The sequence below is a fragment of the Dyadobacter sp. AC419 genome (genome assembly GCF_979253085.1).
In genome coordinates this window covers 140,480-164,024 of record NZ_CEEDCD010000023.1, presented here as the reverse complement: position 1 = coordinate 164,024, position 23,545 = coordinate 140,480, and the positions used below count along the sequence as shown (strand labels likewise).

General features: G+C 46.7%; 20 protein-coding genes. 9 read left to right on the top strand and 11 right to left on the bottom strand.

The genetic code is table 11. From position 1 onward, the window contains the following. The first annotated feature begins 98 nt into the window (after positions 1 to 98). The 4 genes from AC0IYG_RS21090 to AC0IYG_RS21075 all read left to right on the top strand — a co-directional run bounded on the left by AC0IYG_RS21090 (position 99) and on the right by AC0IYG_RS21075 (position 3,333). On the top strand, positions 99 to 794 hold the full coding sequence (locus tag AC0IYG_RS21090) for a sensor histidine kinase (RefSeq protein ID WP_471713039.1): 696 nt from the start codon (positions 99 to 101) through the stop codon (positions 792 to 794). A gap of 43 nt (positions 795 to 837) precedes the next feature. Continuing rightward, positions 838 to 1,401, top strand: coding sequence for a Crp/Fnr family transcriptional regulator (locus tag AC0IYG_RS21085; RefSeq protein WP_471713038.1), 564 nt, complete (start codon positions 838 to 840; stop codon positions 1,399 to 1,401). 74 nt (positions 1,402 to 1,475) lie between these two features. After that, on the top strand, positions 1,476 to 2,435 hold the full coding sequence (locus tag AC0IYG_RS21080; protein WP_471713037.1) for an alpha/beta fold hydrolase: 960 nt from the start codon (positions 1,476 to 1,478) through the stop codon (positions 2,433 to 2,435). Position 2,436: 1 nt separating this feature from the next. After that, a complete protein-coding gene (locus AC0IYG_RS21075) occupies positions 2,437 to 3,333 on the top strand; it encodes an NmrA family NAD(P)-binding protein (protein WP_471713036.1) in 897 nt (298 codons plus the stop codon). Positions 3,334 to 3,352: 19 nt separating this feature from the next. Here the strand turns inward: AC0IYG_RS21075 and AC0IYG_RS21070 are convergent, their stop codons facing one another. From AC0IYG_RS21070 to AC0IYG_RS21030, 9 genes are all read right to left on the bottom strand, one after another. Beyond that, positions 3,353 to 3,982 (bottom strand): DUF429 domain-containing protein, encoded by a 630-nt coding sequence (locus AC0IYG_RS21070; protein WP_471713035.1) that lies wholly within the window; start codon positions 3,980 to 3,982, stop codon positions 3,353 to 3,355. 11 nt (positions 3,983 to 3,993) lie between these two features. Then, entirely contained in the window at positions 3,994 to 4,698 is a 705-nt protein-coding gene (locus AC0IYG_RS21065; protein WP_471713034.1) for a MarR family winged helix-turn-helix transcriptional regulator, read from the bottom strand. 8 nt (positions 4,699 to 4,706) lie between these two features. Then, positions 4,707 to 5,531, bottom strand: a complete 825-nt coding sequence (locus AC0IYG_RS21060) for an FAD-dependent oxidoreductase (RefSeq protein ID WP_471713033.1) — start codon at positions 5,529 to 5,531, stop codon at positions 4,707 to 4,709. Beyond that, positions 5,488 to 5,955, bottom strand: a complete 468-nt coding sequence (locus AC0IYG_RS21055; protein WP_471713032.1) for an FAD-dependent oxidoreductase — start codon at positions 5,953 to 5,955, stop codon at positions 5,488 to 5,490. The genes AC0IYG_RS21060 and AC0IYG_RS21055 overlap by 44 nt, the downstream gene beginning before the upstream one ends. Positions 5,956 to 6,008: 53 nt before the next feature. Then, entirely contained in the window at positions 6,009 to 6,725 is a 717-nt protein-coding gene (locus tag AC0IYG_RS21050; RefSeq protein ID WP_471713031.1) for an SDR family NAD(P)-dependent oxidoreductase, read from the bottom strand. A 181-nt stretch (positions 6,726 to 6,906) separates the two neighbouring features. Beyond that, on the bottom strand, positions 6,907 to 7,605 hold the full coding sequence (locus AC0IYG_RS21045) for a 3-keto-disaccharide hydrolase (protein ID WP_471713030.1): 699 nt from the start codon (positions 7,603 to 7,605) through the stop codon (positions 6,907 to 6,909). Positions 7,606 to 7,681: 76 nt separating this feature from the next. Beyond that, positions 7,682 to 7,882, bottom strand: coding sequence for a helix-turn-helix transcriptional regulator (locus AC0IYG_RS21040; RefSeq protein WP_471713029.1), 201 nt, complete (start codon positions 7,880 to 7,882; stop codon positions 7,682 to 7,684). Beyond that, a complete protein-coding gene (locus AC0IYG_RS21035; RefSeq protein WP_471713028.1) occupies positions 7,879 to 8,325 on the bottom strand; it encodes a hypothetical protein in 447 nt (148 codons plus the stop codon). Before AC0IYG_RS21035 ends, AC0IYG_RS21040 begins: the two co-directional genes overlap by 4 nt. 107 nt (positions 8,326 to 8,432) lie before the next feature. Then, positions 8,433 to 8,825 carry a barstar family protein gene (locus AC0IYG_RS21030; RefSeq protein ID WP_471713027.1) on the bottom strand — a complete coding sequence of 131 codons (393 nt, stop codon included), beginning with the start codon at positions 8,823 to 8,825 and terminating at the stop codon, positions 8,433 to 8,435. A 287-nt stretch (positions 8,826 to 9,112) separates the two neighbouring features. On the opposite strand from AC0IYG_RS21030, the gene AC0IYG_RS21025 reads away from it, so the two are divergent. Both AC0IYG_RS21025 and AC0IYG_RS21020 read left to right on the top strand, forming a co-directional pair. Continuing rightward, positions 9,113 to 12,496, top strand: coding sequence for a SusC/RagA family TonB-linked outer membrane protein (locus AC0IYG_RS21025; RefSeq protein ID WP_471713026.1), 3,384 nt, complete (start codon positions 9,113 to 9,115; stop codon positions 12,494 to 12,496). 18 nt (positions 12,497 to 12,514) lie between these two features. Then, entirely contained in the window at positions 12,515 to 14,056 is a 1,542-nt protein-coding gene (locus AC0IYG_RS21020) for a SusD/RagB family nutrient-binding outer membrane lipoprotein (protein WP_471713025.1), read from the top strand. A gap of 82 nt (positions 14,057 to 14,138) precedes the next feature. Here AC0IYG_RS21020 and AC0IYG_RS21015 read toward each other — a convergent pair whose 3' ends face one another. Next, on the bottom strand, positions 14,139 to 14,630 hold the full coding sequence (locus tag AC0IYG_RS21015; RefSeq protein WP_471713024.1) for a hypothetical protein: 492 nt from the start codon (positions 14,628 to 14,630) through the stop codon (positions 14,139 to 14,141). Positions 14,631 to 14,994: 364 nt separating this feature from the next. On the opposite strand from AC0IYG_RS21015, the gene AC0IYG_RS21010 reads away from it, so the two are divergent. Further along, complete coding sequence (locus AC0IYG_RS21010; protein WP_471713023.1) at positions 14,995 to 15,228, top strand: hypothetical protein; 234 nt, start codon at positions 14,995 to 14,997, stop codon at positions 15,226 to 15,228. 144 nt (positions 15,229 to 15,372) lie between these two features. Then, on the top strand, positions 15,373 to 15,831 hold the full coding sequence (locus tag AC0IYG_RS21005) for a hypothetical protein (RefSeq protein WP_471713022.1): 459 nt from the start codon (positions 15,373 to 15,375) through the stop codon (positions 15,829 to 15,831). A gap of 41 nt (positions 15,832 to 15,872) precedes the next feature. Here the strand turns inward: AC0IYG_RS21005 and AC0IYG_RS21000 are convergent, their stop codons facing one another. Next, a complete protein-coding gene (locus AC0IYG_RS21000; RefSeq protein ID WP_471713021.1) occupies positions 15,873 to 19,985 on the bottom strand; it encodes a hybrid sensor histidine kinase/response regulator transcription factor in 4,113 nt (1,370 codons plus the stop codon). Positions 19,986 to 20,302: 317 nt separating this feature from the next. Here AC0IYG_RS21000 and AC0IYG_RS20995 point away from each other — a divergent pair, with 317 nt between their 5' ends. Further along, positions 20,303 to 23,542: a SusC/RagA family TonB-linked outer membrane protein gene (locus tag AC0IYG_RS20995; protein ID WP_471713020.1), complete on the top strand. Its 3,240-nt coding sequence runs from the start codon at positions 20,303 to 20,305 to the stop codon at positions 23,540 to 23,542. Positions 23,543 to 23,545: the final 3 nt, after the last annotated feature.

The window sequence follows — 23,545 nt, the reverse complement described above, 5'->3', positions numbered from 1 at the left end:
GTTTCTTTTACCTTTCACCGATCCTTGGATTAAAGGCAGTCACTGACGTAATCAGGTCCCGGGACCGGAACCACTTTCTGGAAACGGAAAAGCTAAGATTGGAAAGCCAGAATCTGGCGTTAACCACGGAGCGGCTGTCATTGCAAAGAGATCTTTTAATGATGGAGATCAGCTTTCTGCATGCGCAGGTTAACCCGCATTTTCTTTTCAATAAACTCAATGGAATTTACAGCAAGCTCATCGATGTGGATGAACAAACCGCAGACACCGTTGCCAGATTGGCCGAATTGATGCGATACAGTCTTTCCGTATCCGATCGCGGCTTTGTTTTGATAGAAGAGGAAGTCACTTATTTGCAAACTTACATTGCCTTAGAACAGGAAAAAATGGAAGATGGCGTGCTTGTTACATGCCAGTTCAAGATCGATAACAATCAGTTCAAAATCGCGCCGCTCATTCTTATTACTTTTATCGAAAATGCTTTCAAGCACGTGCCGCCGGCTAAGGATTCTTTTGTAAAAATTCAGATAACGGTGGAGTCCGAGCAGCTCGTAATGGTTGTTGAAAATACGGGTTACTATCCCATTAGCACTAAACAAAATGGCCTTAATACAAATCAATATAAGGGTGGAATAGGGTTGCAGAATGTCCAGAAGCGCTTAAATCTGCTTTACGGCAGCGATTATCTGTTGGAACAAAAGAAGGGTGCAACATTCACCACAAAGCTTACACTTCCGGAATTGCGGGTAGAACCGGCTGTGCTAAAACGAACCGTTGAAAGTCAGCCAGCATAATCGCTTTCAGAATATTTAAACCGACATTATTCACTTTCCTGCAATGGAGGAATTTATCAAATTCATTAAAACAATCATCTGGATCGATGACCTGGATCTGCAACTGGTTCTTTCCAAATGCAAGGAAAGGGAAGTGCCGAAGGGGAAAATGATCCTGAGAAAAGGTCAGATCGCTAATCAGTATTTCTTCATTGTATCGGGCGGCGTGCGCTTTTTTTATCATTTAAATGACCAGGAAACCACAACATGGGTGACTTTCAAAAATGAATTCTTTACGGAGATTTCCAGTCTCAACCCGCAAAAAGCATCCCGCTTTAACATTGAAGCCATAGAAGACACCAGATTGATTGTGATTGACAAGAAAGATATGGATTTCCTGTATGGGCATGTGGCGGTTTGGGAAGAGTTTGGCAGGAAGATCTGGGAAGAAGTGTCCGTCAGAATGATCGACCAGATCTTGAATTTTCAAACCATGACGGCTGAGGAGCGTTATCTGGAATTCATGAGCAATCCCGAATTTTTGCAGAAAGTCCCTGTAAAACAGCTCGCTGCCGTGCTCGGCATTACACCCAATGCATTAAGCCGCATCAGAAAAAACGTCCGGTGATTTCACTATCTACCACTTGGTAGTTTGCAGGCTTTGCCAGCGGTCTACCTTTGAGTCTCGAAAATTTAAAAAAGATGGCTCAAATTATAGTAACCGAAACAACTTCTCCGCAGCAATATAATGATGCTGAATTAATTAAAGATTTTCCCGGCTTCACCAACCATTATGCACATGTGAATGGCGTGAAACTGCATTATGTTGAAGGAGGCAGTGGCGCACCTCTGATTTGTTTGCCCGGCTGGCCGCAAACCTGGTATTCTTACCATCCGGTCGCCACGAAGCTGGCGGCGCATTACCGGGTTATTATTGTCGACATCCGCGGAATGGGCAGTTCAGAAAAACCTGCTTCCGGCTATGATAAAAGAACGATGGCGGCGGATATTTTGGCGCTGATTCAGCAGCTCGGATTGTCAAAAGTGCATATCATCGGCCACGACATTGGCGGCATGGTGGCGATGAGCTTTGCTTTTAATTACCCTGATTTTGTAGAAAAATTGATTGTCCTGGACGGTTCACATCCAAGCGAGGGCATGCTGCAAATGCCACTCATTCCAGCGGCAGGCACATTTGCTGCAAAAATGGATTCCAATATGCCCTATGCCTGGTGGATGGGATTTAATCAGGTCAAAGAGCTGCCGGAAAAGATTCTGGAAGGTCGTTTTGGTTATCTCATCGACTGGCTTTTTGAATATGTAATGATAGATGCAAGCAAGATGAAGGCGTTTGACCGGGAAGTTTATGCTACGGCTTATAACGAATCCGAAAGCATCAGAGCATCGAATGCCTGGTATCAGACTTTTAATCAGGACATTGACAATGCGAAAACTTACCAGCCGCTCGAAATGCCCGTGCTGGGAATTGGCAGCAATGTGAGTTACGGTTATATGAAAATGGGGCTGCCTTATGTTGCTAAAAATGTTGAAGTGATCGGCGTTTTGGATAGCGGACATTATATGTTTGAAGAAAAGCCCGAACAAGTCATCGAAGCAGTTTTCAGTTTCCTGGCTACAACCCACTCTAAAACAAACATTTGATATGGAAAAATCAGTTTTAGTTGCCGGTGCAACGGGCAACCTTGGCAATAAAATTTGCAGGGAATTAATGATCAGAAAAGCAGACGTGACTGCCTTAGTAAGACCAGAAACCGACGCTGAAAAAGTTGAAATGCTCGCCAAAATGGGCGTGAAAGTGATCACCGCAGATTTAAACAACATCGATGAAATTGCAAAAGCCTGCGAGGGGATCAGTTGTGTCGTTTCTGCGATTGCCGGTCTTGGCGATGTGATTGTGGATCTGCAAAAAAGGATCCTGGATGGCGCGATCGAGGCCGGAGTTCCAAGATTTATCCCTTCCGACTTCTGCACGGACTATAATGATCTTGTCCCCGGAGACAACCGGAATTTCGATTTGAGAAGGGAATTCAAGGCATATCTGGACAACACTGCCATTCAGGCGACTTCGATTTTCAATGGAGCTTTTGCAGATATTTTGAAATACAACACACCCGTGCTCAACCTGAAAGACAAGAGCATTGCATATTGGGGCGACAATGCGGACTGGAAACTCGATTTCACCACCATGGATGATACAGCAGCATTTACCGCGGAAGCAGCCCTGGACGACAACGCGCCCAGAAATTTTCAGATTGCCAGTTTTCAGATCAGCTCCAACGAATTATGGGCCAATGTGAAAGAGATAGCGGGTCAGGAATTCAGGATTTACCAGCAATCCAGCCTCGAAGATTTCGCCAGATTTATCAAAAAGCAAAGAGCCGACAATCCGTCTGGTGAGCACGAATTATACGCTAAATGGCAGCAAGCGCAATACATGTATTCCATGTTCAGCACACAGCATCAACAATTAGCCAATGACCGTTACGAAAACCTGACCTGGACGACCGGATTGTCGTTTATGAAATCTTTTGTAAAATAGTGAACTGGCGGACTCTGCTTCAAACAGGCTCAATCTCAGGCACAATCAGCAAACCTTCCGATTCGTTGCCGAAAGCCATATAACGATCCGCCATGTAATAGCATCCCACGATGGCCGCCGTAATTGCGTCGAGCTCGTCGTGGGAAATTGGCGTTTCGATGAACGCTCCGGTAATTCCGAAGATTTCCAGGCCTTTTGCTAATGCTAAAATTCCCTTCCGCTTTCTTGGGATTCCCAGAATATCCTGAGCGCCGCCGGGATATCCTTCAATAACCTGAAAGCCGTGCGATCTGAATTCAGCGGCCAGACGGATGCCGCGTTCGGTGAGTTTTTGCATGCTTGGGATCAGGCATGGATAGGAGCGGATGCCCGCTTTAAGCAGCGCACGCTCACATTCGCGCGTGATGCCGAAGTCCCGGCGACCCGGATCGGTGTCGAAAACACTGATGCGTCCGGTCGGGAGGGATAGCGGCGCGTCAAGGACAATGACTGCCGGATTTTGTGCAATGGTTGCGTCTATCAATTCCTGATCCGTGCGGATGCGCCGCGTTGCTGCTAGGCTATTGTTCAAAACGGCCCAGCCGCTCGGTTTCTTCTCGGATCCGGTCAGGTCTATTCCAACCGATATGACATTGAATATTTCATCCACTTTTTAAGGGCTTATACTAGCGGGTTGAGGGTCTCGGTTACCCGTTTGAGATCGGCTTTATTGGAAATGGTTTTTTGCTGATGGTGTTGCTGATGGAAATCCTCTAACTTTTGAAGTAAATAACCAAGCGTCAGTTTTTCGGAAACCGTCAGATTTCCGGAGATCATCTTACCCACGTCGTTCATATCTTCAAACACATTGTAAAGCAATTGCTTACCCTGATCGGTGATCGCGATCTGCCGGCTTCTTTTGTCCTTTTCATCATCCCATTGCTGGATCAAGCCTGCGGCCAGAAGCCTTCTGATAACTTCCGTGCCTGAGGTTTTTTCCTGTAAATTATGGTGGATCAGCTCGCTTTTGGACAGGTTATCATGGGTTAGCAGGATCGCGAGCGCTGTGAAATCTTCGGCAGTCAGCAATGGCGTCCCGTCCAGCGCTTTTTTGATGTACGATTTGGCATAGCGGCTCATGTATACAAACAGTTTACCAATGTTATTATCGAGCTGAAAAGCCTGATCCTGCGCCATTTTCTCGTTTTTTCCGAATCTGACATCCTGACCTGTAACGGAAGAAGGGCCGACGTTTAGCGCAGATTTTCCAGCTTTATGAACCACAAATCCTGCAAAATCCTGCATGGTAACCTCCCTGTCCGGATTTTGCTGTTCAAGCTCTTCAACGAGTGAGATGAGCTCATGAATAAGCTGGTATGATTTCATCTGGAAATTTATTTCTGACTGTTAATAATCGCCTCTGCTGCTAACCGGCCCGTTTTCATCGCCGCATTAATCGAGCCGTTGAGCAAATGATCGCCACAAATGAAGCATTGCTCTGTTAATCTGATTGCGTCATGATCAGGCACATTAATAACCTGATCATCATTCGGCAGCGCGTAACCAATGTGATAAGTTTGTAAATGTTGCCATTGCATTGCCTCCGGAAACCAGGCTTGCATTTCGCGCAAAACCTGCCCTTGAAGCTGCGCGCTATCCGTTTTTGAATGGTCACCGATCAGCGATAAGGAAATTAATGCATCACCGTTTTTAGAATAAGCTGGCGCAATCCGGTTCATGACGGCAATGTTGTTAACCAGCTTGTCGGGCATTGCATTCAGGGCGATCAGCGGTTGGTCATAAGGTTTGGTTGCCGCGGTGAAATACATATTCGTGACCGAATGAAAGGAAGCAGGCGCTTTCCGAAACGGCTCGGGCATTTCAAGCTGATCGGTGGCGATGAGAATGCTTTTGGCACTGTAAACTTCACCCGCAGATGTTTTTACAATGTTTGCATCAATTGACACCACTTTTTGGCCAAAGACAATTTCGTTCACAGCAAGCGAATTAGCCAGCTGCAACGGAATCATGCCCATTCCTTTCGCGGGAACGGCCGTATCGCCCTGGCTGAACATTTTGAACACAAATTCGAACATTCGGCTGGAAGTGCTCAGTTTGTCTTCCAGAAAAATTCCGCTCATGAACGGTTTGAAAAACTGTCCGATCATTGTCTGACTAAATCCGGCGTCGTTGAGATAAGCCAGTGTAGTCTTCTTCACTGCCTGCAAAAATCTCTTCAATGCTCTTGCTTGTAAGTTTTAACTTCAATCCAAGCATACGAAGCTTGTCCGCAAATGTTCCGGCGGGTGATGCCAGCGTGCTGAATAACGCGCCCGGCTGCCGGAGCGGATCGCCGATTTTTGTCGTGCCGGTTTCATTTAAGATCAATGCGCCGGGATCGAATTTTTGCAAGTTCAGGGCATCGTAGTCTAAAAATCTTTGAGTTTCGGGATAGGCCGTTAGCAAAACCTGGAATCCTCTGTCCAGCAGGAAGCCATCAACTTCCTCCGTTCGCACCCTGCCTCCCGGCCGGTCAGAAGCTTCCAATATTTTCACCGATTTTCCAGCGGCCTTCAACACTTTTGCGGCTGTCAAACCTGCTAATCCCGCGCCGATAATGAGCACATCCAGATTGTCTTCCATAATATTTAAACAGAGCTTTTTAGCAAAAGCGTTTTATCCTATTTCTGCGCAGATCACGCTGTTTTCAATTTGCCCAAACCACCGTCAACGCCGATGATCTGGCCGGTTACCCAGCTGCTGGCGTCTGATAACAAGAATGCGACGGCCTGACTAATGTCTTCCGGCTGCCCATATTTGGCTAGCGGATGCCTTTTTGCAGATGCTTCGCGTTTCTCCGGCGAGCTGAGCAGGTTTTGTGCCAATGGTGTGTCCGTAAGTGAAGGTGCAATAACATTCACCCTGATCTTCTGACCGGCAAGTTCCGCTGCGAGCGAGAGCGCCAATCCCTGGACGGCGCCTTTGGCTGCGGAAATACTCGCGTGGTAAGGCATTCCAGTGTTAGCCGCAACAGAACTGATCAAAACAACAGAAGCGCCTGCCGCATTTTTCAACTGCTTCAATGCGTGCTGAATGATCTGCGCAGCACCCAGGACATTGATTCGGTAATCGTTCAAAAAGTCTTCGGGTGTAAGTCGGTTGAATGGTTTCAGGTTGATGCTGCCGACCGAGTAAACCACGCCATGCAATTGTTCGGGCAAAAACCTGCTGATCGCTTCCAGATCGCCTGTTACATCGGCTTCCAGGTGTGCAATGCCTTCCGGAAAATCACCTGGCTTGTTACGTGAAATCACATAAACAGATGCATTTTGTTCCTTTAATAAGTGAACAAGTGATAAGCCAATGCCAGAACTTCCACCCACAACAAGAATATTTTTACCGTCAAATTTCATTTTTATACGCTGTTATAAAATCGTGTTCAGGGCGTCGGCGAAACTGAATTTCTCGCGCTTTGATGCCCACAATGCTGTTAATACTGAAATATGGCTTCAAGATAGACCATATTTCAGATATAATACAACATTGTATCATAACACAATAAATATAACGTGATCGTACTAAATGGGAAGACGTTTACAAACTTCTTACTTTGATATTTTTCAGCCAGACCTTCTGTCCGTGGTGCTGAATCATGATAAGCCCGTTGGTCGATTTGGCAAATTTTGGGTTGTCTTTGAACTTACTATTGGTGATGAGTTGATTTAATTCTGGTGAGCCGATCTCGTATTCAACCACTTTTGAGCCGTTAATCCAATGTTCTACGTGGTTATTGTTAACAATGAGCCTGGCCTGATTGTATTCGCCAACCGGTTTCAGTGTTTTATTCTTTGGAGTAATCAAATCATATAATGAGCCGGCAGAGCGAACAGCCGCGGTGTCATTGAAATTGATATCATCCAGCAGCTGCATTTCAAAATTGTCCAGCCAGTTCGGACTGTTTCCATTCCCCGCTTCTTTATCCGCCGCCTCATCCATATAAAAAAATATCCCGCTATTGCCTGCTTTGGAAACCTTCCAGTCCAGAATAAGCTCAAAATTTTTGTAAGGCTGTTTGGTGACCAAATCAATGTTAGGAACGCCCGTCTGCGCCACCAGCGCCCCGTCTTCAACCTTCCACGCATCATTCGGAAACCCCGACATTTTGTATCCCCTCAAAGCATCCGTCGATTTCCCATCAAACAAATAAGTCCAATCAGATTTCTGCTGCGCACGCAGGCTTGTCGTTGTAAAAAAAGCAATTAATAGGAACAGGTAAGTAATGTAAGGTTTCATATTACAGGTTTATGGTATGGTTTGTTTTTTTAGGATTTGGTTTAGAGATTTATTGATTGAATTTAGCATCAAACACTCAATCCGAGTCCTCCAACTGGAAGATTTCTTCAATGGGTTTTTCGAATGTTCGGGCAATTTTTAGAGCAAGGACGGTCGATGGTGTGTAGCGGCCGGTTTCGATTGAATTGATGGTTTGCCGACTTACCCCGATCTTTTCGGCTAGGTCTGCCTGAGAGAGGTTACATTCTGCACGCGCCACTTTAATGCGATTCTTCATGCCAGAAGTTCTTTATTCATTCTGTATAATGTCCATCGGAAGATCGAAATAAAGACAATTAGAACCGTGTACATATTCAAAATCAACACATTAAAGAAGTCTCCCCAGTAAAACGCCAGGGAACAAAATATGAGCACCAGGTAATTTACGTAAACACTCCACTGCAATGCTTGCAACCGCAGATTCTGAATCATTTCATCTTCTTGTTTCTCTCTTGAAAACGCAATAAGGATCAGCGCAATCGCTATGCCTATAATAAATACATTGACAACCGTTTCGTTGTAGCCAGACCAGTTATTTTCGGTGAACCAGTTTTGAAGATTGTCAGAATAACCCTCACCAACATTGGAACCGATTATCAGATACAAGAAAAGCAGGAATATGCCGAGAAACCAGCCAATTTTTCTAAAAACATGCGGGAACAACCAATCTTGCTGCTTCATAAGATGATATTTATGTTTTTCTCAAATGTAAAACAAACTTTACAAATAATCCAGTATGCTTTACATAATTTCAGAATTTCATCGTTTTCATTTTGGGTGAAAGCAAGTTACCCGAACACAACAACAACCTTCTCATGCCCCGAAAACACTTCCATTACCAGATCGAAATAAGTTTTTCCATTTCTGCTTTCCAGTGCTCGCAATCTTTCTGAAAATAGTGCCTGGTTGAAAGGCGAGCCGGGTTGGAGCTTGCTTTGGTAATAGCGTTTGGTTTCTTCATAGCCCAGCGCGGTCTGGCTAATGTCAATGTCCAGCCAAATGATCTCTACATGTGTTGCACCTTTGGCGGCTCCGAAACCTCCGTACAGCAGATCATCCAGTGCGTCCAGACTTTCTGCAATGTCCCACGTCTCGTCTTGCATGAATACGCGGTTGATCTCTTTGTAAAATGAGGTGATCCCTCGGATTGAGCTGCCTTGAAGTGTCAGTTCGGTTTTCATTTGATCCGGTTAATGTTGCCAAGGTGCTATTTAATTTGAGCAGTGCAAAATTCTGTATTTATGCTTATTCAGATTATCTGCATTCCGGAATGGGTCACTTTCTGATCTCAATATACATTCACGACATTCTCAATTGTTAAGTATTAATTAATATTTAGATAATCTCGGCGCTTTAAACAACTGCTACATTTGCGATATGGAAGGAGTTGTTCTGATTTTGTAAAGTATTAGTAAACTTCCTCAAATAATTTTCTGTAACTTATGCTGTGTTTTTTAACCCGGATCCTATGAGACAAATGTTTATCAAATCGCCTGCGGTATTGCGCTACGGACTTGTCGTCCTGGGCATTATCGCTCATTCACCCATGGCAGCGAATGCGGCCGGCACAGGGGAAGCATTACCAGCCGATCCGGGAAAGCCGGAGCGTGGAATTTATGGGACGTATAATGGCATGCGTTTAAATGTTACAACGATGTCCGCCCGCGCGATGGAAGCTGACATTGCGGGTAAAGTTACAGATAGCAAAGGTCAGCCGTTGCCAGGCGTAAACATTGTGGTCAAGGATTCGCAGGTTGGCACAACGACCAATGCGAATGGCGAATTCAAGATCAGGGTCAATGCCGACAATGATATTCTTGTTTTCTCATTTATTGGTTACAAAACGCAGCAGGTCATTGCCCGTAAGCTTGACAATATTTCGGTTACATTAGAAGAGGATACCAATGTTTTGAACGAGGTGGTTGTGACTGCGCTGGGGATTACTCGTGAGAAAAAATCGCTGGGTTATGCCACGCAGCAAATTAAGGGCGACGTGATCAATGAATCACCCGCTTCCAACTTTGTGAATAACCTTTCTGGAAAAATTGCGGGTGTTAACATTAGCGGCGGGGGTGGCGTAGGTTCTTCGGCCAGGATTGTGATCCGGGGTGAATCTTCGCTTTCGCTGCAAAGTCAGCCTTTGTTCATTATTGATGGCGTGCCGGTTGGTAATGATGGTACAAATAACAGTGGTTCAGCGGATTATGGAAACAGTGCTTCGGAGATAAATCCCGCAGACATTGAGTCGGTAAACGTTTTGAAAGGGCCTGCGGCTGCGGCATTATATGGCTCGCGCGCGGCACGTGGCGCGATTGTGATCACGACGAAAAAAGGCAGCAACCGCAAGGGCGTGGGCGTGAGCTTCAATTCTTATCTGTTCGGGACCAAGGTCGGACGGCTTCCGAAGTTTCAGAATCAGTTCGGGCAAGGCAACAATGGTCAGTATGAAGGTTCCAATTTTGGCGCAGGCTGGTCGGCTTATCCGAATGGAAATAATGATGATTATGACGAAAGCTGGGGGCCGAGAATGGACATTGGCACTACAAAAGCGCAATTTGATTCGCCAACAACGAACGGTTTCCGCGGAGCGGATGTAGCGGTGAACAACCGTGGCGACATTATTCAAACGCCTTGGGTTTCGCAGCCAAACAACATCAATGATTTCTTTACATCAGGCAAAAAATATTATAATAACCTGGCATTCTCGGGCGGCAATGAAAACGGTGATTACAGGCTTTCGCTGACGTCTTTAAATGAAAAAGGTGTTATTCCAAACAACAACCTGGACCGTTATCAGGTCAATCTCAACACGAGTTATCATTTGACAAAAAGGCTGACGTCTTCGATCAATATCAATTATGTGAAGCAGAAAAGCGACAACCGTCCCGATAATGGTTATGGTCGCAATACATTCATGTATTTCTTCACCTGGATGGGCCGGAATGTGAACATTAACAGTCTGAAACGCTATTGGCAGCCAGGTTTGGAAGGCATTCGCCAGTTCCAGTACAACTATGGCGAAAATCACAACAACCCGTTCTTTTTGCAATATGAGAACACGAAAGGGCAGGATAAGGACCGTGTTTATGGAAATGTGGCATTGGAATATGCATTCAATGATCGTTTGAAACTGAAAGCAAGGGTTGCTGACGATTTTTACAATGATTTCAGGCCGATGCAGTGGGCAGTAAGCACGGTGGATAATGAAAGCGGCCGCTATGAAATTGTGCAGATTAAAAATGAAGAACGCAATGCGGATTTCCTTTTGACCTATAATAACACATTCCGCGAGCGTTTTGGATTTAATGTGTCTGTGGGCGGCAACCGCTTTGATAATTCGGGTCACAGCGAGAATGTGGCTGCCCCGCAATTGCTGATTCCGGGCGTTTACAGCATCAGTAACACGGCGTCGCCGCTGACAGGCGGATCAAGTCGGTTCAAAAAACGCATCAACAGCCTTTACGGAACCGCAAACCTCAATTACAAGGATTATGTATATCTTGATTTAACCGCAAGAAATGACTGGTCAAGCACGCTGCCTGCGGGAAGCAATTCTTATTTCTATCCTTCTGTTGGCCTGAATGGAAACCTGAAATCCATTCTTGGCTTGCCGGATGTGATCAGTCAGGCGCAGTTGCGCGGAAGCTGGGCGAAGGTCGGAAACGATACGGGACCATATGCGTTGAAAAACACTTACAATTACGCAGCACCCTGGGGCAGCAATTATGCGCTTGTAGGAACGGGCGGACTTTTGAACCCGAATCTGAAACCCGAGATCATTACGACATTCGAATTCGGAACGGCATGGAGCTTTTTCAGTAACCGCCTTGGGTTCGACGTGACTTATTACAATGCACTTTCCAAAAACCAGATCATCAGTTTGCCAACTGTCCAGAGTTCCGGCGCAGGCAGCAAGCAGATCAATGCAGGTGAGATCAGAAACAAAGGTTTGGAAGTGGTGGTGAACATTGCTCCGGTAAAAACGGCTGATTTCCAATGGAATGTAACCATTAACTGGGCGCGTAATGTCGGCAAGCTCGTGTCGCTGACAGATGAGGTTGATAAAATCGTTCAGGCAGCTCCGGGTGAAGACGCTTCTATTCAGGCGCGGGTTGGCGAAAGGATGGGATCCATTTGGGGGCCGGGTTACCAGCGTGTGGCCGATGGCCCGATGGCTGGTGAGGTGATCATTTTCAATGATGCCTATCCAAGACAAACGAGTGAGGATATTTACCTCGGAAATTATCACCCGGACTGGACAGGTGGCATTTACAACCAATTAAATTACAAGGGATTGAGCCTGAACTTCATGTTTGGCGGACAGCTTGGCGGCAAATTTGTGTCACGCTTTTATAACAAAGCAACAGGCGCAGGCCAGCTCGAAGAAAGTGCATTGGGACGTGGTGCCCGCGAGCCGGGAAAAGAATATGATGCGCCTTACTACATTCCGGGAGGTGCACAAATGGAAGACGGGTCGTATCAACCTAATAATACGAGCACAGACGGCACATTCAGCGCAGGTGTTTACGGAACGAAGGCAAGGGATTTTATTAAAAAACCGCTTGATCACATCTCGGAAGCACAGTTGTTCAGTTCCACTTACTTCAAGCTTCGTGAGGTTTCACTGGGTTACGCATTGCCTGCAAAATGGCTTGCCAATGGCAAATTCATCAAGAATGCGCGGGTGGCAGTAACAGCCAGAAACCTGTTTTTGATCACCCCGAAAAGCAACAAACACTTTGATCCGGAAGTGACTACGGCCACGGATGGCGGCGGTTTGATCCCGGGCTTCGAGAACATGAGCACGCCTGCTACACGTGAAATGGGTGTTAGTCTGAACCTGAATTTTTAAAATATTAACATGAAAAGGATGAAAAAGTTTAGCTATATATCGATGTTTATGCTGCTGCTGAGCGTGGGCTGCACCGACAATTTTGAAGAGATCAACACCAATCCAAATTCGCCGGACAAGGTGACAAATGTTGGACTGCTGTTGCCGAACGCGATCCGTACTTCGGTGAATAAAAGTTATGCAAGTGCTTACGATAGGGGAGGCATCGCGGCTAACCTGCTGGCTTCGGATTTTGCAAGCAATTTCAGCAACTGGACCAGAGCGGATGCAACGGGCTATTTTCTGTGGAGTTACTATGACCAGATCCGTGATTTGAACGAGGTGATCTCCATTTCCGAACAGCAAAATCTGAAAAACTACAAAGGCATCGCGCTCGTGCTGCGTTCCTGGATGTTTCAAAGCCTGACCGACATTTACGGCCCGATTCCGTTTCGCGATGCTGCCAATGCAAAGCTTTTGGGCATCAGCACACCCAGATACGAATCCCAGGAAGCGGTTTATCAGGGCATACTGGCCGATCTGGCGGAGGCGAACACATTGTTAGGAGCAGGAAACGAGACGGTTACCGGTGATATTTTGTATAGTGGAAACACGACGAACTGGAAAAAACTGGCTAACGGTTTAAGATTACGTGTGTTAATGCGTCAATCGAAACGCGTTGATCCTTCTGCTGAAATGCAAAAGATCGTTGCCGATCCAAGCACATATCCGCTTTTTACTTCGCATACAGATCAGGCCGCGCTGGAATATCTTGCCGACATTCAGGCAAACGAATCGCCATTTTACCGCTCCGGAAATGGCGGCACGAACACGAAAGTGTCCAAGCAACTTGTTGATTATCTGAAACTGACAAACGATAAGCGCTTGTATATGTATGCATTGCCTACGCCTGCAAGCAGCGCCATTGATGCAAATGGAAATCGTCCTGATCCTTCCAAATTCGTTTATGCCGGTGATTTGAATGGCATCGGCATGTTCCCGAACGCGAATGTTACGTCACCTTCCGGCATGCTATGGATGTCCATCCAGTTCAGTCCCGATCTGGCATCTGCCAAAGGTGGCCAGGGCATTATCATGAGCTATTCCGAAGTCCAGTTTACATTGGCTGAGGCGGCTGAAAAAGGCTTTATCACCGGCGGCTCTGCTGCTGCTGAAAGTTACTATCTCAAAGGAATTAAAGATCAATTCACCTACTATGCGTCCCGCGTTCCTGCCAATTATGCAGCCTCGTATCTGAAACTTACCCCAGCGAGCATTACCGCAGACGACAGTTATTTCAAACAGGATGCCATTGCCTACAAAGGAACGTCCACACAAAAACTGGAAAAAATAGGCCTTCAAAAGTGGATTTCGCTGTATCAGGTTGGTTTTGAAGCCTGGTCAGAATGGAGAAGGACCGGAGTTCCGAACATTCCGGTAGGGCCGGTTGGCCCTGGTTACATTCCAAGAAGAATGTTCTATCCAGCCGACGAGCTAAGAATCAACGAAGCCAACTATCGCGAAGCCGTAACCATGCTGGGCGCTGACGACATCAAGTCACGTGTTTGGTGGGATAAATGATGGGTTAATGTAGGATTTTGAATAAATAAAACGGGGCAAGAAATGATTTTCATTTCTTGCCCCGTTTTATGTTCGTCTGTTCTTAATAAGTGCGGTAATAATGCTCGTGATATATGTCAAGTGTTAATGGAGAAGTGCCTTTTACAACAACCAGACGGAACTGGCCAGAGGTTGTTTTGTATGCGATCACGGTTCCTACGGGCATGTAGTTTACCCATGTCGGTGTGGATCCCGGAGCAGCGCCGGGTGCCCATGCAACTTGTCCTAGCTTGAACGTGGTTGTCTTTAAGAGATCCGGCAACACCGTTTGGACATCTACAATGCCCATGATGGCCTGAGTGACTTTCCGGCAGGCGATCGCTGAATAACAGCCGCCATCCGAACCCCAGCTGATGTCACCGTCCAATTCATTGACGATTGCAAACGGGCTTGTAAGATTAACGCCCTTATTCATAGGCAGCTGAACCGTTTTCATGAATTTCCATTCGAACTTTTGAGGACTGGGCATTTTGTTCGGAATCGGATTGGTAACCTGCATTCCGTCAGGCGTTGTGCCGGCAGACCCGGCCGCCATGTTTTGAACGCCCGATCCGGAATTGGGCTGGGGATCATTGGAATTGTTGCAGCAGAAAGAAGAAATGTCATTAAGATAAAACCGGCACTCGCAAGAAAATTTTTCATGGTACTAATAAATTAATTTGAAAAGTGATGTTTGATATTGCCTTCAATACGTTTTTGTGAAGGCAATGCAAACTTAGTGGCGACGGGAGTGTTGAACCTATTTGAGACCGTATGCAAAAGGTGTACGGTGTTTATAAAGGAGGTGTACAAAAAGTAAACATGTTCATTTAAGCCAATTCAAGGGCATTTTTTACTTTATTTGAACCCAGAGGTTATTTGTCAAATCTATTAATGGTGATTCCTTTCTAATTTTAAACATGAATGAAACCATATCACTTCCCGTAGAATATCACGGAGAAACGCTCGAATTACCGCTGACCATTGTCACATTGGGATACACTTACCAGCTTCACATCGAAGCCGAAGAAAAAACGCTCATTTTCGAAAAAGACGACGCCGGTGAATACCGCGTCATCGACGGCTCCGGCGGCACCGGCCACATCGACAAAGGCCTTGTGTCCGCGATTTTGAACACATTGCAAAACTTGTAACGAGGGGAGATTTAATTTCAAAGGGGTGGATTACAACAGCTTTTATCCAGGATTTGATCAACAGCCATTTAGAAACGCAAGATTAGTCAATATGAAACGCTTATTAATATGTATGCTGATGCTGAGCGTCTCCCAAGCTGGTAATTGCCAGACAGCAAACAAACCCTCTATGATCTTGCTAAGCTAAATGATTTCCCGGAAATTGACTCGGCAATGAACATTGACAACCTGACGCCAAAGGCATATAATGCCCTCATTGACAGAATGTTTGCGCTCGATCAAAAGTACAGGATCAAAGTAATGGACGAGTGGCATAAACAGCCCGACGGACAGCCGCGACAAGAAAATCCGAAAACATGGCGATACTGGCAACTGGTAAAGCTAAACGATCAATCTAACCAGGCATTATTCCTAAGATTGCTTCAAAAATACAAGTGGCCAACCAAGACGGGAAAAGACGGCAGCGCCGTAAAAGCCTGGTACATCGCCTGGCACACACAGCCAAACCGTAAAAAGCTATTTTATCCACATATGGTCGAAGCGGTAAAAAACAAGTCACTTGGCAGCGGAACGCTTGCTCCGTTTCGGGAGAGCATGTATTAGATGATAGGAAATTCCTACTAGTCTTAATTGCATTTTGACCTTCACCGCGAGTCTCCCACCACCTTATAACTCCGTCTTTTCTCCGTCTTATACTCATTAGGCAGCATATTGAACTTCGCCTTAAACGACTTCGCAAAATAATTCGGTGCCGTAAAGCCCGTCATATAGGAGATCTGCGAAATGCTTAAATCGCTGTTTTCAAGCAGTAATGCGGCTTTTTCCAGTTTGATCGAGCGTATGAATTCGATAGGCGTTTGTCCGCTCATTTCCAGGACTTTGCTGTATAATGTTCCCCGGCTCATGCCCACGTGTTTGCTTAGATTTTCGACGCTTAATTGAGATGTGTGCAGATTTTCTTCAATGTAAGACAACATATCTTTCAGCAATTTTTCCTGACTGGATTCCATTTGCGGCGCATTGCCTGCAACTTGTATTTGTCTCGAATAAACTCCTTTTAACAGCCGGTTAAGCAGGATCAAATTGTTAATCTTCGCATTCAAAATATCGAAATTGAATGGTTTGGTCAGATAATCATTCGCGCCTGAGCTGAGGCCTTCAAGTTGTTGCTGTTCGCCGGTGCTGGCGGTTAGGAGAATGATCGGAATGTGCTTCGTGCGCTTGTCCGACTTGATTTTCTGGCTTAATGCGATGCCATCCATTTCAGGCATCGCCACATCGCTCACGATCAGTTCGGGATGGTGGCTGAGCGTTTTCTGCCAGCCTTCTTTGCCATTGCTGGCTTCAATGACGTGATAAAATGGGGCCAGGCTTTCTTTTAAGTAATGTCTGAATTCATCATTATCCTCAATGATCAACACATTAGATGGATCTTCCGGGAGAGCCTTTTCTGCCTTATTAAATGTATTATCCATATCGCCCGAACACATATTCGGCGCTTCTGCGGGCTGTTGAACAGGAAGCAGTTCCTCTTCAATAGGCAACTCCACGGTAAATGTACTTCCCGCGCCAGGCTGACTGGCGACATTAATCTTTCCCTGATGCAGCTGCACAAATTCGCGCACAATGGACAAGCCAATGCCGCTTCCCTGGTTCAGCACCGTCAGGTCCGTATCGCTTTGGAAAAACCGGTCGAAGATCCTTTCATGCTGGTCTTCGGCAATGCCAATCCCGTTATCGGCAATGTTGATTTGCAGCCAGTGTTTTCGCTCCGCATCGGTTTCAAGCCGTACATGTAAAGCCACTTCACCGCCTTTTGGGGTGAATTTGAATGCATTGGAAAGCAAATTGAACAAAACGCGTTCGAGTTTGTCCGCGTCGAAATCCATATCCAGCCGGTCCAACGCACTTTCCACTTTGAACAGAATGCCTTTTCGAATGGAAAGATCGCTGAACTGCTCGCAGGTGTCTTTGATGAACAGAATGATGTCGCGCCGTTTCAAATCCAGCTTCACTTCCTGCTCCTGCATATTTTTAAAGTCCAGCAGCTGGTCTACGAGGTTAAGCAGTCGTTTTGCATTCCGTTTGATAGCGGTGACGGGCGGATGCAGCTCGGTGGATTTGGTTTTAACGAGCAGATTATCGACTGGCGCCAAAATGAGCGAGATCGGCGTCCTGAACTCATGACTTAAATTGGTCAGAAACTTGATTTTCATCCGGTCCAGCTCCAAAGCCCGTTCCACTTCGGCGCGTTGCTGTTGCTCTTTGAACTGCCTTTGCAGCTTCTGAATGCCGCGGCGCCTCATATAATACACAAGCGCAAAAGGCGTGAGAATGTAAAAAATATAAGCGTAAATGGTCAGGTAAAATGGCGGTTTCACAATCACGGCCACCGACTTGGTTTGCGGTCCCCAATTGATACCGTCTCCGCTGGCCTGCACTTCAAAAACATACTCACCCGGGCTCAGATTGGTATAACTCGCAAAGTTGGTAAGCCCCGTTTCGTTCCATTCCGATTGCATGCCGACCAGCCGGTGCCGGTAATGCATCTGCTTGGGATTGGTGTAATCCAGCGCCGCAAAACCAATTGAAAAGTTCTGCTTGTAATCCAGACTGATGGTTTTGGCAACCGCAATGTCCGCATCAATAAAGTTGGAATCGGCCGGTGTAATGCTGCGGTTACCGATTTTTAAATCCTTTAAAATGATCGGCGGAATGCGTTTGCTGTTGGGCAGGCTGCGCGTGTCGATGTAATTAAATCCCGCAATGCCGCCAAAAAACAGGGTGTTATCACTGGCGCGGATACCCGAGCCGAGCACAAATGTCCGATCCTGAATGCCGTTATAGGATGTGTAGTTGATAAATTTTTTGTTTTTCGAATCAAAATAGCTGATTCCCTGGTTGGTACTCACCCAAATGCGGCCCTGCGCATCTTCCAGCACTTTGTTGACAATGTTGCTGGCCAATCCTTCTTTTGCTCCGTAAGTAATAAATTTCTTCGATCGCGGATCATACAAAGCCAATCCTTCACCCGACGTGCCCGCCCAGATGTTCCCTTTGGTATCCTCCAAAAGCGTGAAAACAATGTTGCTGGGCAGGTCGCTCGTCTGCTTGTCGAGCAACATTGATTTTTGGGTTATCGGGTCAAAAACGGCGATTCCGGTTCCGTGAGACGCAATCCAAAGTTTCCCATTCCGATCCATTAGTAAATCCCGGATATAGCCATTCAACGGAATGCTCCGCTGGGTAACCGGAATGCCCGGATCGTACATTCTTTTAAAAGTTTTGGTGGCAGGATCGTACAAATGCACGCCGCCGCCATTGGTGCCCACCCATAATTTGCCAGACTTGTCCTTTTCGAAACAAAAAATCTCGTTGTTACTCAGGCTGGTGGAGTCTTTTCCTTTCAAAAACTGCCTGTAACCGCCTGTTTTGGGATTAAATTGAAATAATCCGTCCCCAAATGTCCCGATCCAAAGTTCATTGCTGGCCGTGAGTTCTAATGTTAAAATAGCCAAGCCCGAAGCTGCGTTTTTGTTTTTGGGGTTAATGGGGAATTTCCTGAAAAGATTGGTCTGGCGGTTATACAAATTCAGCCCGCCGCCGTCTGTTCCTACGAACAGCTCGCCCGATTCTGTTTCTGCAAAAGCCGTAACAAACGGCCCGCTTAAACCATAAGGATCGTTTACGTCAGAACGCTTTAACCCAAAAATGGCGAGGTTCTTATCATATTTGTTGACACCACCTTTATAAGTCCCCAGCCAGCAAATGCCCTCATTATCAAACAGAATACTGCGCACCGATTTATTGCTCAGACTAAATTGTGTCCGCGCATCCGGGCCGTAACGCGTAATGGCGCCCGTGCGCGTATCGAGCATGTTCAGCCCCGCATCCGTGCAGATCCAGAGCCGCTGCGCATTTTCCCACGTCACCGCAAAGACCATATTCGTGCTCAGCGAATTCTTGTTATCTGGCTCGTATTTAAAGTGTTTGATAATCTGCCCATTTGAATTGAGCTTAAAGACCCCGCTGAATGTGCCTGCCCAAAGGTTTCCTTCCCGATCCTCGACAATGGACTTCACCGGTCGAGCGCCGACGTCCTCAGGCAAGGATTGCAGATAATTAATGTATTCCCCGCTTTTATCCGCCGGGTCAAGTTTATACAAACCCGTCCGCGTTCCTACCCAAACCCTTTTTTTACGATCCACAGCAATGCTCAGGATCATTCCTTTGGAAATCTGATCAGGCATGTTCGCCACAGAAGTAAATGTCCGGATTTGATAGGTTTCCGGGTTTACCTGAATGAGGCCTGCTGTTGTTCCCACCCAAAGTTTGCCCGCCGCATCACTTAAAATGCTGATCACGCTGTGCGGGGATGGAATGCTTACGAATGCATCTTTCCGACGGTCATAGAGATGCAGGCCGCCTTCGATCGTACCCACCCATATCCGCCCTCTTTGGTCCTGGTGCAAACAAGAAATGTCGCTCGACCTGAGCGAAGTCGAATCCTTTTTATCATGCCGGTAAACCATCACGTCTGTGCCGTCAAACCGGTTCAAGCCATCGTCGGTCCCGAACCACATCAATCCATAGCGATCTTTCAGGATAGCCGTGACGGTGTTGGACGACAATCCATCGGTCGAAGTGAGCGAAGTGAATTTTGGTTCGGCAGGCTGCGCCCAAGCATTTATCGTCGCCGCAAAACAGACAACAATCAGGCAGAGCAAACGGAGTGTGAGCAGAATCTTCAAGCGCATTGACATTAATGGGTTAAAACCGGAGCCCCGGACGAAAGTTATCTCAAAAATGCAAGTTTGTCCCAGAATCAGGCATTTTTTTGGCCCATTTGAACAATTGTATCCTTAATATGAACAAATGTGCTCACAGCAGGCTGCCTCGCTGCGCTACTTTTGTCGACAATAAATCAAATAATATCTGGAAAAAGTGATGCATATTTTTTCTCAATAAAAGCCAAAGTTACATTCATTTCAAATCTTGTCAAATTGACACTTTCACAATAACACCAATTAAGCCACATGATTCAGTCTAATTTAAACATCAAATCATACACAAAATGCATGAACGTTTATTAACCAATAAAACGCTGGCCAGAATGCTCGGACTTTCTGGTCTTCCGATTCTGCTGCTCGGAGGCGCTTCGATGGACGCGGTTGCCAGCAGCGCGGCTTGGGCCGATTATGGCACGAGACACAGGTCAGCACCCGCGGCCGACATTGAGGTTTCCGGAAAAGTTACCGGCCCGGACGGCGAGGCGCTGCCCGGCGCAAGTGTGCTCGTCAAAGCGACAACAAAAGGCACCAGCGCGGACCAAGACGGAAATTTCCGGCTGACGGTTCAGGATGCAAATGCCGTTCTGGTGTTCTCACTCGTGGGTTACGCGCCGAAAGAAGTGGTCGTAGGCACGCAGCAGATCATCAATGTAACATTGGCCGTTGACAACAAAACGCTGGAAGAAGTGGTCGTGGTCGGTTACGGCGTTCAGCGGAAGCGGGACGTAACCGGTTCGGTCGTTTCTGTCAGTGAAAGCACATTGAAAGAAGTCCCCGCGCCGAACCTGGTGAATCAGCTAAAAGGCCGTGCGGCTGGGGTTTCGATCATTAGTAATGGAAGCACGCCAGGCTCGCAAGGACAGATCAGGATTCGGGGAAACCGCACATTAACAACCAGTTCAGGATCGAGCGACGGTCTGGACGGTCCGCTCGTGGTGGTGGATGGAATTCCTTTCGGTGGGTTGAATGACATTAACCCGGACGATATTTTGAGTCTGGAAGTTTTGAAAGATGCCTCTGCAACAGCCATTTATGGTTCTCGTGGAGCAGGGGGGGTGATCCTGGTAACGACCAAAAGAGGAAAGATCGGCAAACCTGTTTTCAGTTACGACGGCTATCATGGACAAACGCAGGTGATGGGCAAATTCAATGTCATGAATGGCCAGGAATATGCGCAGTTCAAAGCCGATGCAGCCAAATACAACCGCACAGCGCCGGGCACATCGGGCTATTTGTTAACCCAAAAAGAGCAGGAAGCACTCGACAACGGCGTTTCGACAGACTGGCAGGATCTGATTTACAAGCCAGGTTTCATGACCAATCACCAATTGGGCTTGCAAGGCGGCGTTGAAAACACGCAATATTCGCTGGGTTTAGGTTATTTTAATGAAACCGGGATTATTCCAAACCAGAGTTTCCAGCGTTTCAACCTGCGCGCAACGATTGACCAGAAGATTGGAAAAAACGTGAAAATAGGTCTGAACACATTGAATACGCTGACTTATACGAATACGCCGGGTGGCGGAGGTGTGCCGGGCGGACTTGTGCGATTGACGCCATTGGCATCGCCGTATAATGCAGACGGTACGGTAAACACATTCCCGGCCGAAGGTTCCATCGATGCAGCCATCGTGAGTCCGCTGACGATTATGTCCAAAAAAGAATCTGCTTTGGGACGCACAAGGTCGATACGGACATTCAACAGCCTTTATGCGGAAGTAAACATTTTGCCGGGACTGAAATACCGTTTCAACGCAGGTCTTAATTTCAGCCAGTCCAACCTGAATAATTACAATGGCCCGCTGACGTATTTCAATACGGCCACCACGCAGGCCGGTTCCACAGCCGAGATCAGCAACACCGAATATTGGGACGTGAACTTGCAGCATTTGCTTTATTTCGATAAAACATTTGCAGACAAGCACAAACTGGGTTTCACGGCGCTTTATGAATACACCAAAAACCACTCGCTGGGAAGCCGCTTCACGGTAACTGGTGTTCCGGCCGATTACATCAAAACTTCGAATTTCTCACTCGCAGCAGGCCAGCCAGTTGCGCCGTCGGATTTCGGTAACTCGTTCTCGGAAACAGGGTTGCTATCCTACATGGGAAGGCTTAATTATAGCTATGCCGACAAATATTTGCTGACCTTGACATTGCGTCGCGATGGTTCTTCAACATTATCCCCGGCCAATCAATATTTCAATTATCCGGCGATCGGTGTAGGCTGGAATGTAGTGGAAGAAGGCTTTATGAAATCGGCTCCATTCATTTCTAATCTGAAACTGCGTGGCGGTTGGGGGATTTCGGGAAACCGGAATGTGGGCGCTTACTCGACATTGGGTGCATTATCTGCGGGTTATTACAACTTTGGATTGGGCACGGCCGGGCAACAACTGGCTTACACCGTAACCAGCTTGCCTTCCAGTGATTTAAGCTGGCAATCGACCGCGCAGCTGGACATTGGAATTGATTTTGGTTTGTTCAACAACCGCATTACAGGTTCCGTAGACTGGTATCACCAAAAAACGAAGGACATTCTGCTATCTGTGCCGCTGCCTCCAAGCAATGGTGCAGGTTCAACGCTCAAAAATTTGGGTAGAACAGAAGGAAAGGGTCTCGAAGTAGCCGCAACCTTTGAAATTGTAAGAAAACCAAAAGGCTTCAATTGGAGCATTGACGCAACTTATTTCTTCAACCGGGAAAAAATCACGCAGCTGACCACGCCGGACGAAAAATCCAACCTGGGCGCAGGATGGTTTGTTGGACAGCCACTCTCCGTGATTTTTGATTACAAAAAATTGGGAATCTGGCAAACTGCTGATGCCGAAAACGGAACATTGGCACAGCAAACTTCACCAGTCCAGTTCGCAGGACAGATCCGCGTTGAAGATTTGAACGGGGATAACAAGATCGACGCAAACGACCGCCAGATCCTGGGTAATTTCCAACCTAAGTGGGAGGGAGGACTTACGAGCCGTTTTAGTTTCAGAAACTTCGACGCTTCTATCGTAACCTACGCGAGGATGGGCATGAAAGTGCTTGTGCCTTATTTGACTGGAAACTCCACGGGCTCGGGAGGTTTTGCATTCTTTAATCAAAGCCGTGTAAATCAGGTTAAAACGGATTACTGGACCGACACCAATCCAACCAACGCATTCCCGGCTCCTGATGCCAGCGGCGCCGTGGCCAACTTCGGTTCCACATTGGGTTACTATGATGGTTCATTCATTAAATGCCGCAGCATCAACTTCGGTTACACTTTTGAAAGTGATCTGATCAAGAAAATAGGTGCGAGCTCGGCAAGGATCTACGTCAACCTCACCAATCCATTTATCATTTACGCACCATTGGTGAAAGACGATCTGGCGATCGATCCCGAAGGAAACAGCTATGCGACGGGCCAATCAACGCTGAACCCGCAAGGCGCCAGCGACCGTGGCGCGCCGGAACGTCAGATCTCGGTAAACTTGAATTCTCCGCCGGTAAGACAATTCACTGTGGGCGTAAACCTTAAATTCTAATCC

Bases quoted from the DNA above. Each gene is read 5' to 3' on its own strand.
- AC0IYG_RS21020 (WP_471713025.1), top strand. From the start codon at position 12,515: ATGAAAAAGTTTAGCTATATATCGATGTTTATGCTGCTGCTGAGCGTG.
- AC0IYG_RS21015 (WP_471713024.1), bottom strand. From the start codon at position 14,630: ATGGCGGCCGGGTCTGCCGGCACAACGCCTGACGGAATGCAGGTTACC.
- AC0IYG_RS21000 (WP_471713021.1), bottom strand. From the start codon at position 19,985: ATGCGCTTGAAGATTCTGCTCACACTCCGTTTGCTCTGCCTGATTGTT.
- AC0IYG_RS21040 (WP_471713029.1), bottom strand. From the start codon at position 7,882: ATGAAGAATCGCATTAAAGTGGCGCGTGCAGAATGTAACCTCTCTCAG.
- AC0IYG_RS21030 (WP_471713027.1), bottom strand. From the start codon at position 8,825: ATGAAAACCGAACTGACACTTCAAGGCAGCTCAATCCGAGGGATCACC.
- AC0IYG_RS21010 (WP_471713023.1), top strand. From the start codon at position 14,995: ATGAATGAAACCATATCACTTCCCGTAGAATATCACGGAGAAACGCTC.
- AC0IYG_RS21075 (WP_471713036.1), top strand. From the start codon at position 2,437: ATGGAAAAATCAGTTTTAGTTGCCGGTGCAACGGGCAACCTTGGCAAT.
- AC0IYG_RS21055 (WP_471713032.1), bottom strand. From the start codon at position 5,955: ATGGAAGACAATCTGGATGTGCTCATTATCGGCGCGGGATTAGCAGGT.
- AC0IYG_RS20995 (WP_471713020.1), top strand. From the start codon at position 20,303: ATGCATGAACGTTTATTAACCAATAAAACGCTGGCCAGAATGCTCGGA.
- AC0IYG_RS21025 (WP_471713026.1), top strand. From the start codon at position 9,113: ATGAGACAAATGTTTATCAAATCGCCTGCGGTATTGCGCTACGGACTT.
- AC0IYG_RS21035 (WP_471713028.1), bottom strand. From the start codon at position 8,325: ATGAAGCAGCAAGATTGGTTGTTCCCGCATGTTTTTAGAAAAATTGGC.
- AC0IYG_RS21085 (WP_471713038.1), top strand. From the start codon at position 838: ATGGAGGAATTTATCAAATTCATTAAAACAATCATCTGGATCGATGAC.
- AC0IYG_RS21050 (WP_471713031.1), bottom strand. From the start codon at position 6,725: ATGAAATTTGACGGTAAAAATATTCTTGTTGTGGGTGGAAGTTCTGGC.
- AC0IYG_RS21065 (WP_471713034.1), bottom strand. From the start codon at position 4,698: ATGAAATCATACCAGCTTATTCATGAGCTCATCTCACTCGTTGAAGAG.
- AC0IYG_RS21080 (WP_471713037.1), top strand. From the start codon at position 1,476: ATGGCTCAAATTATAGTAACCGAAACAACTTCTCCGCAGCAATATAAT.
- AC0IYG_RS21045 (WP_471713030.1), bottom strand. From the start codon at position 7,605: ATGAAACCTTACATTACTTACCTGTTCCTATTAATTGCTTTTTTTACA.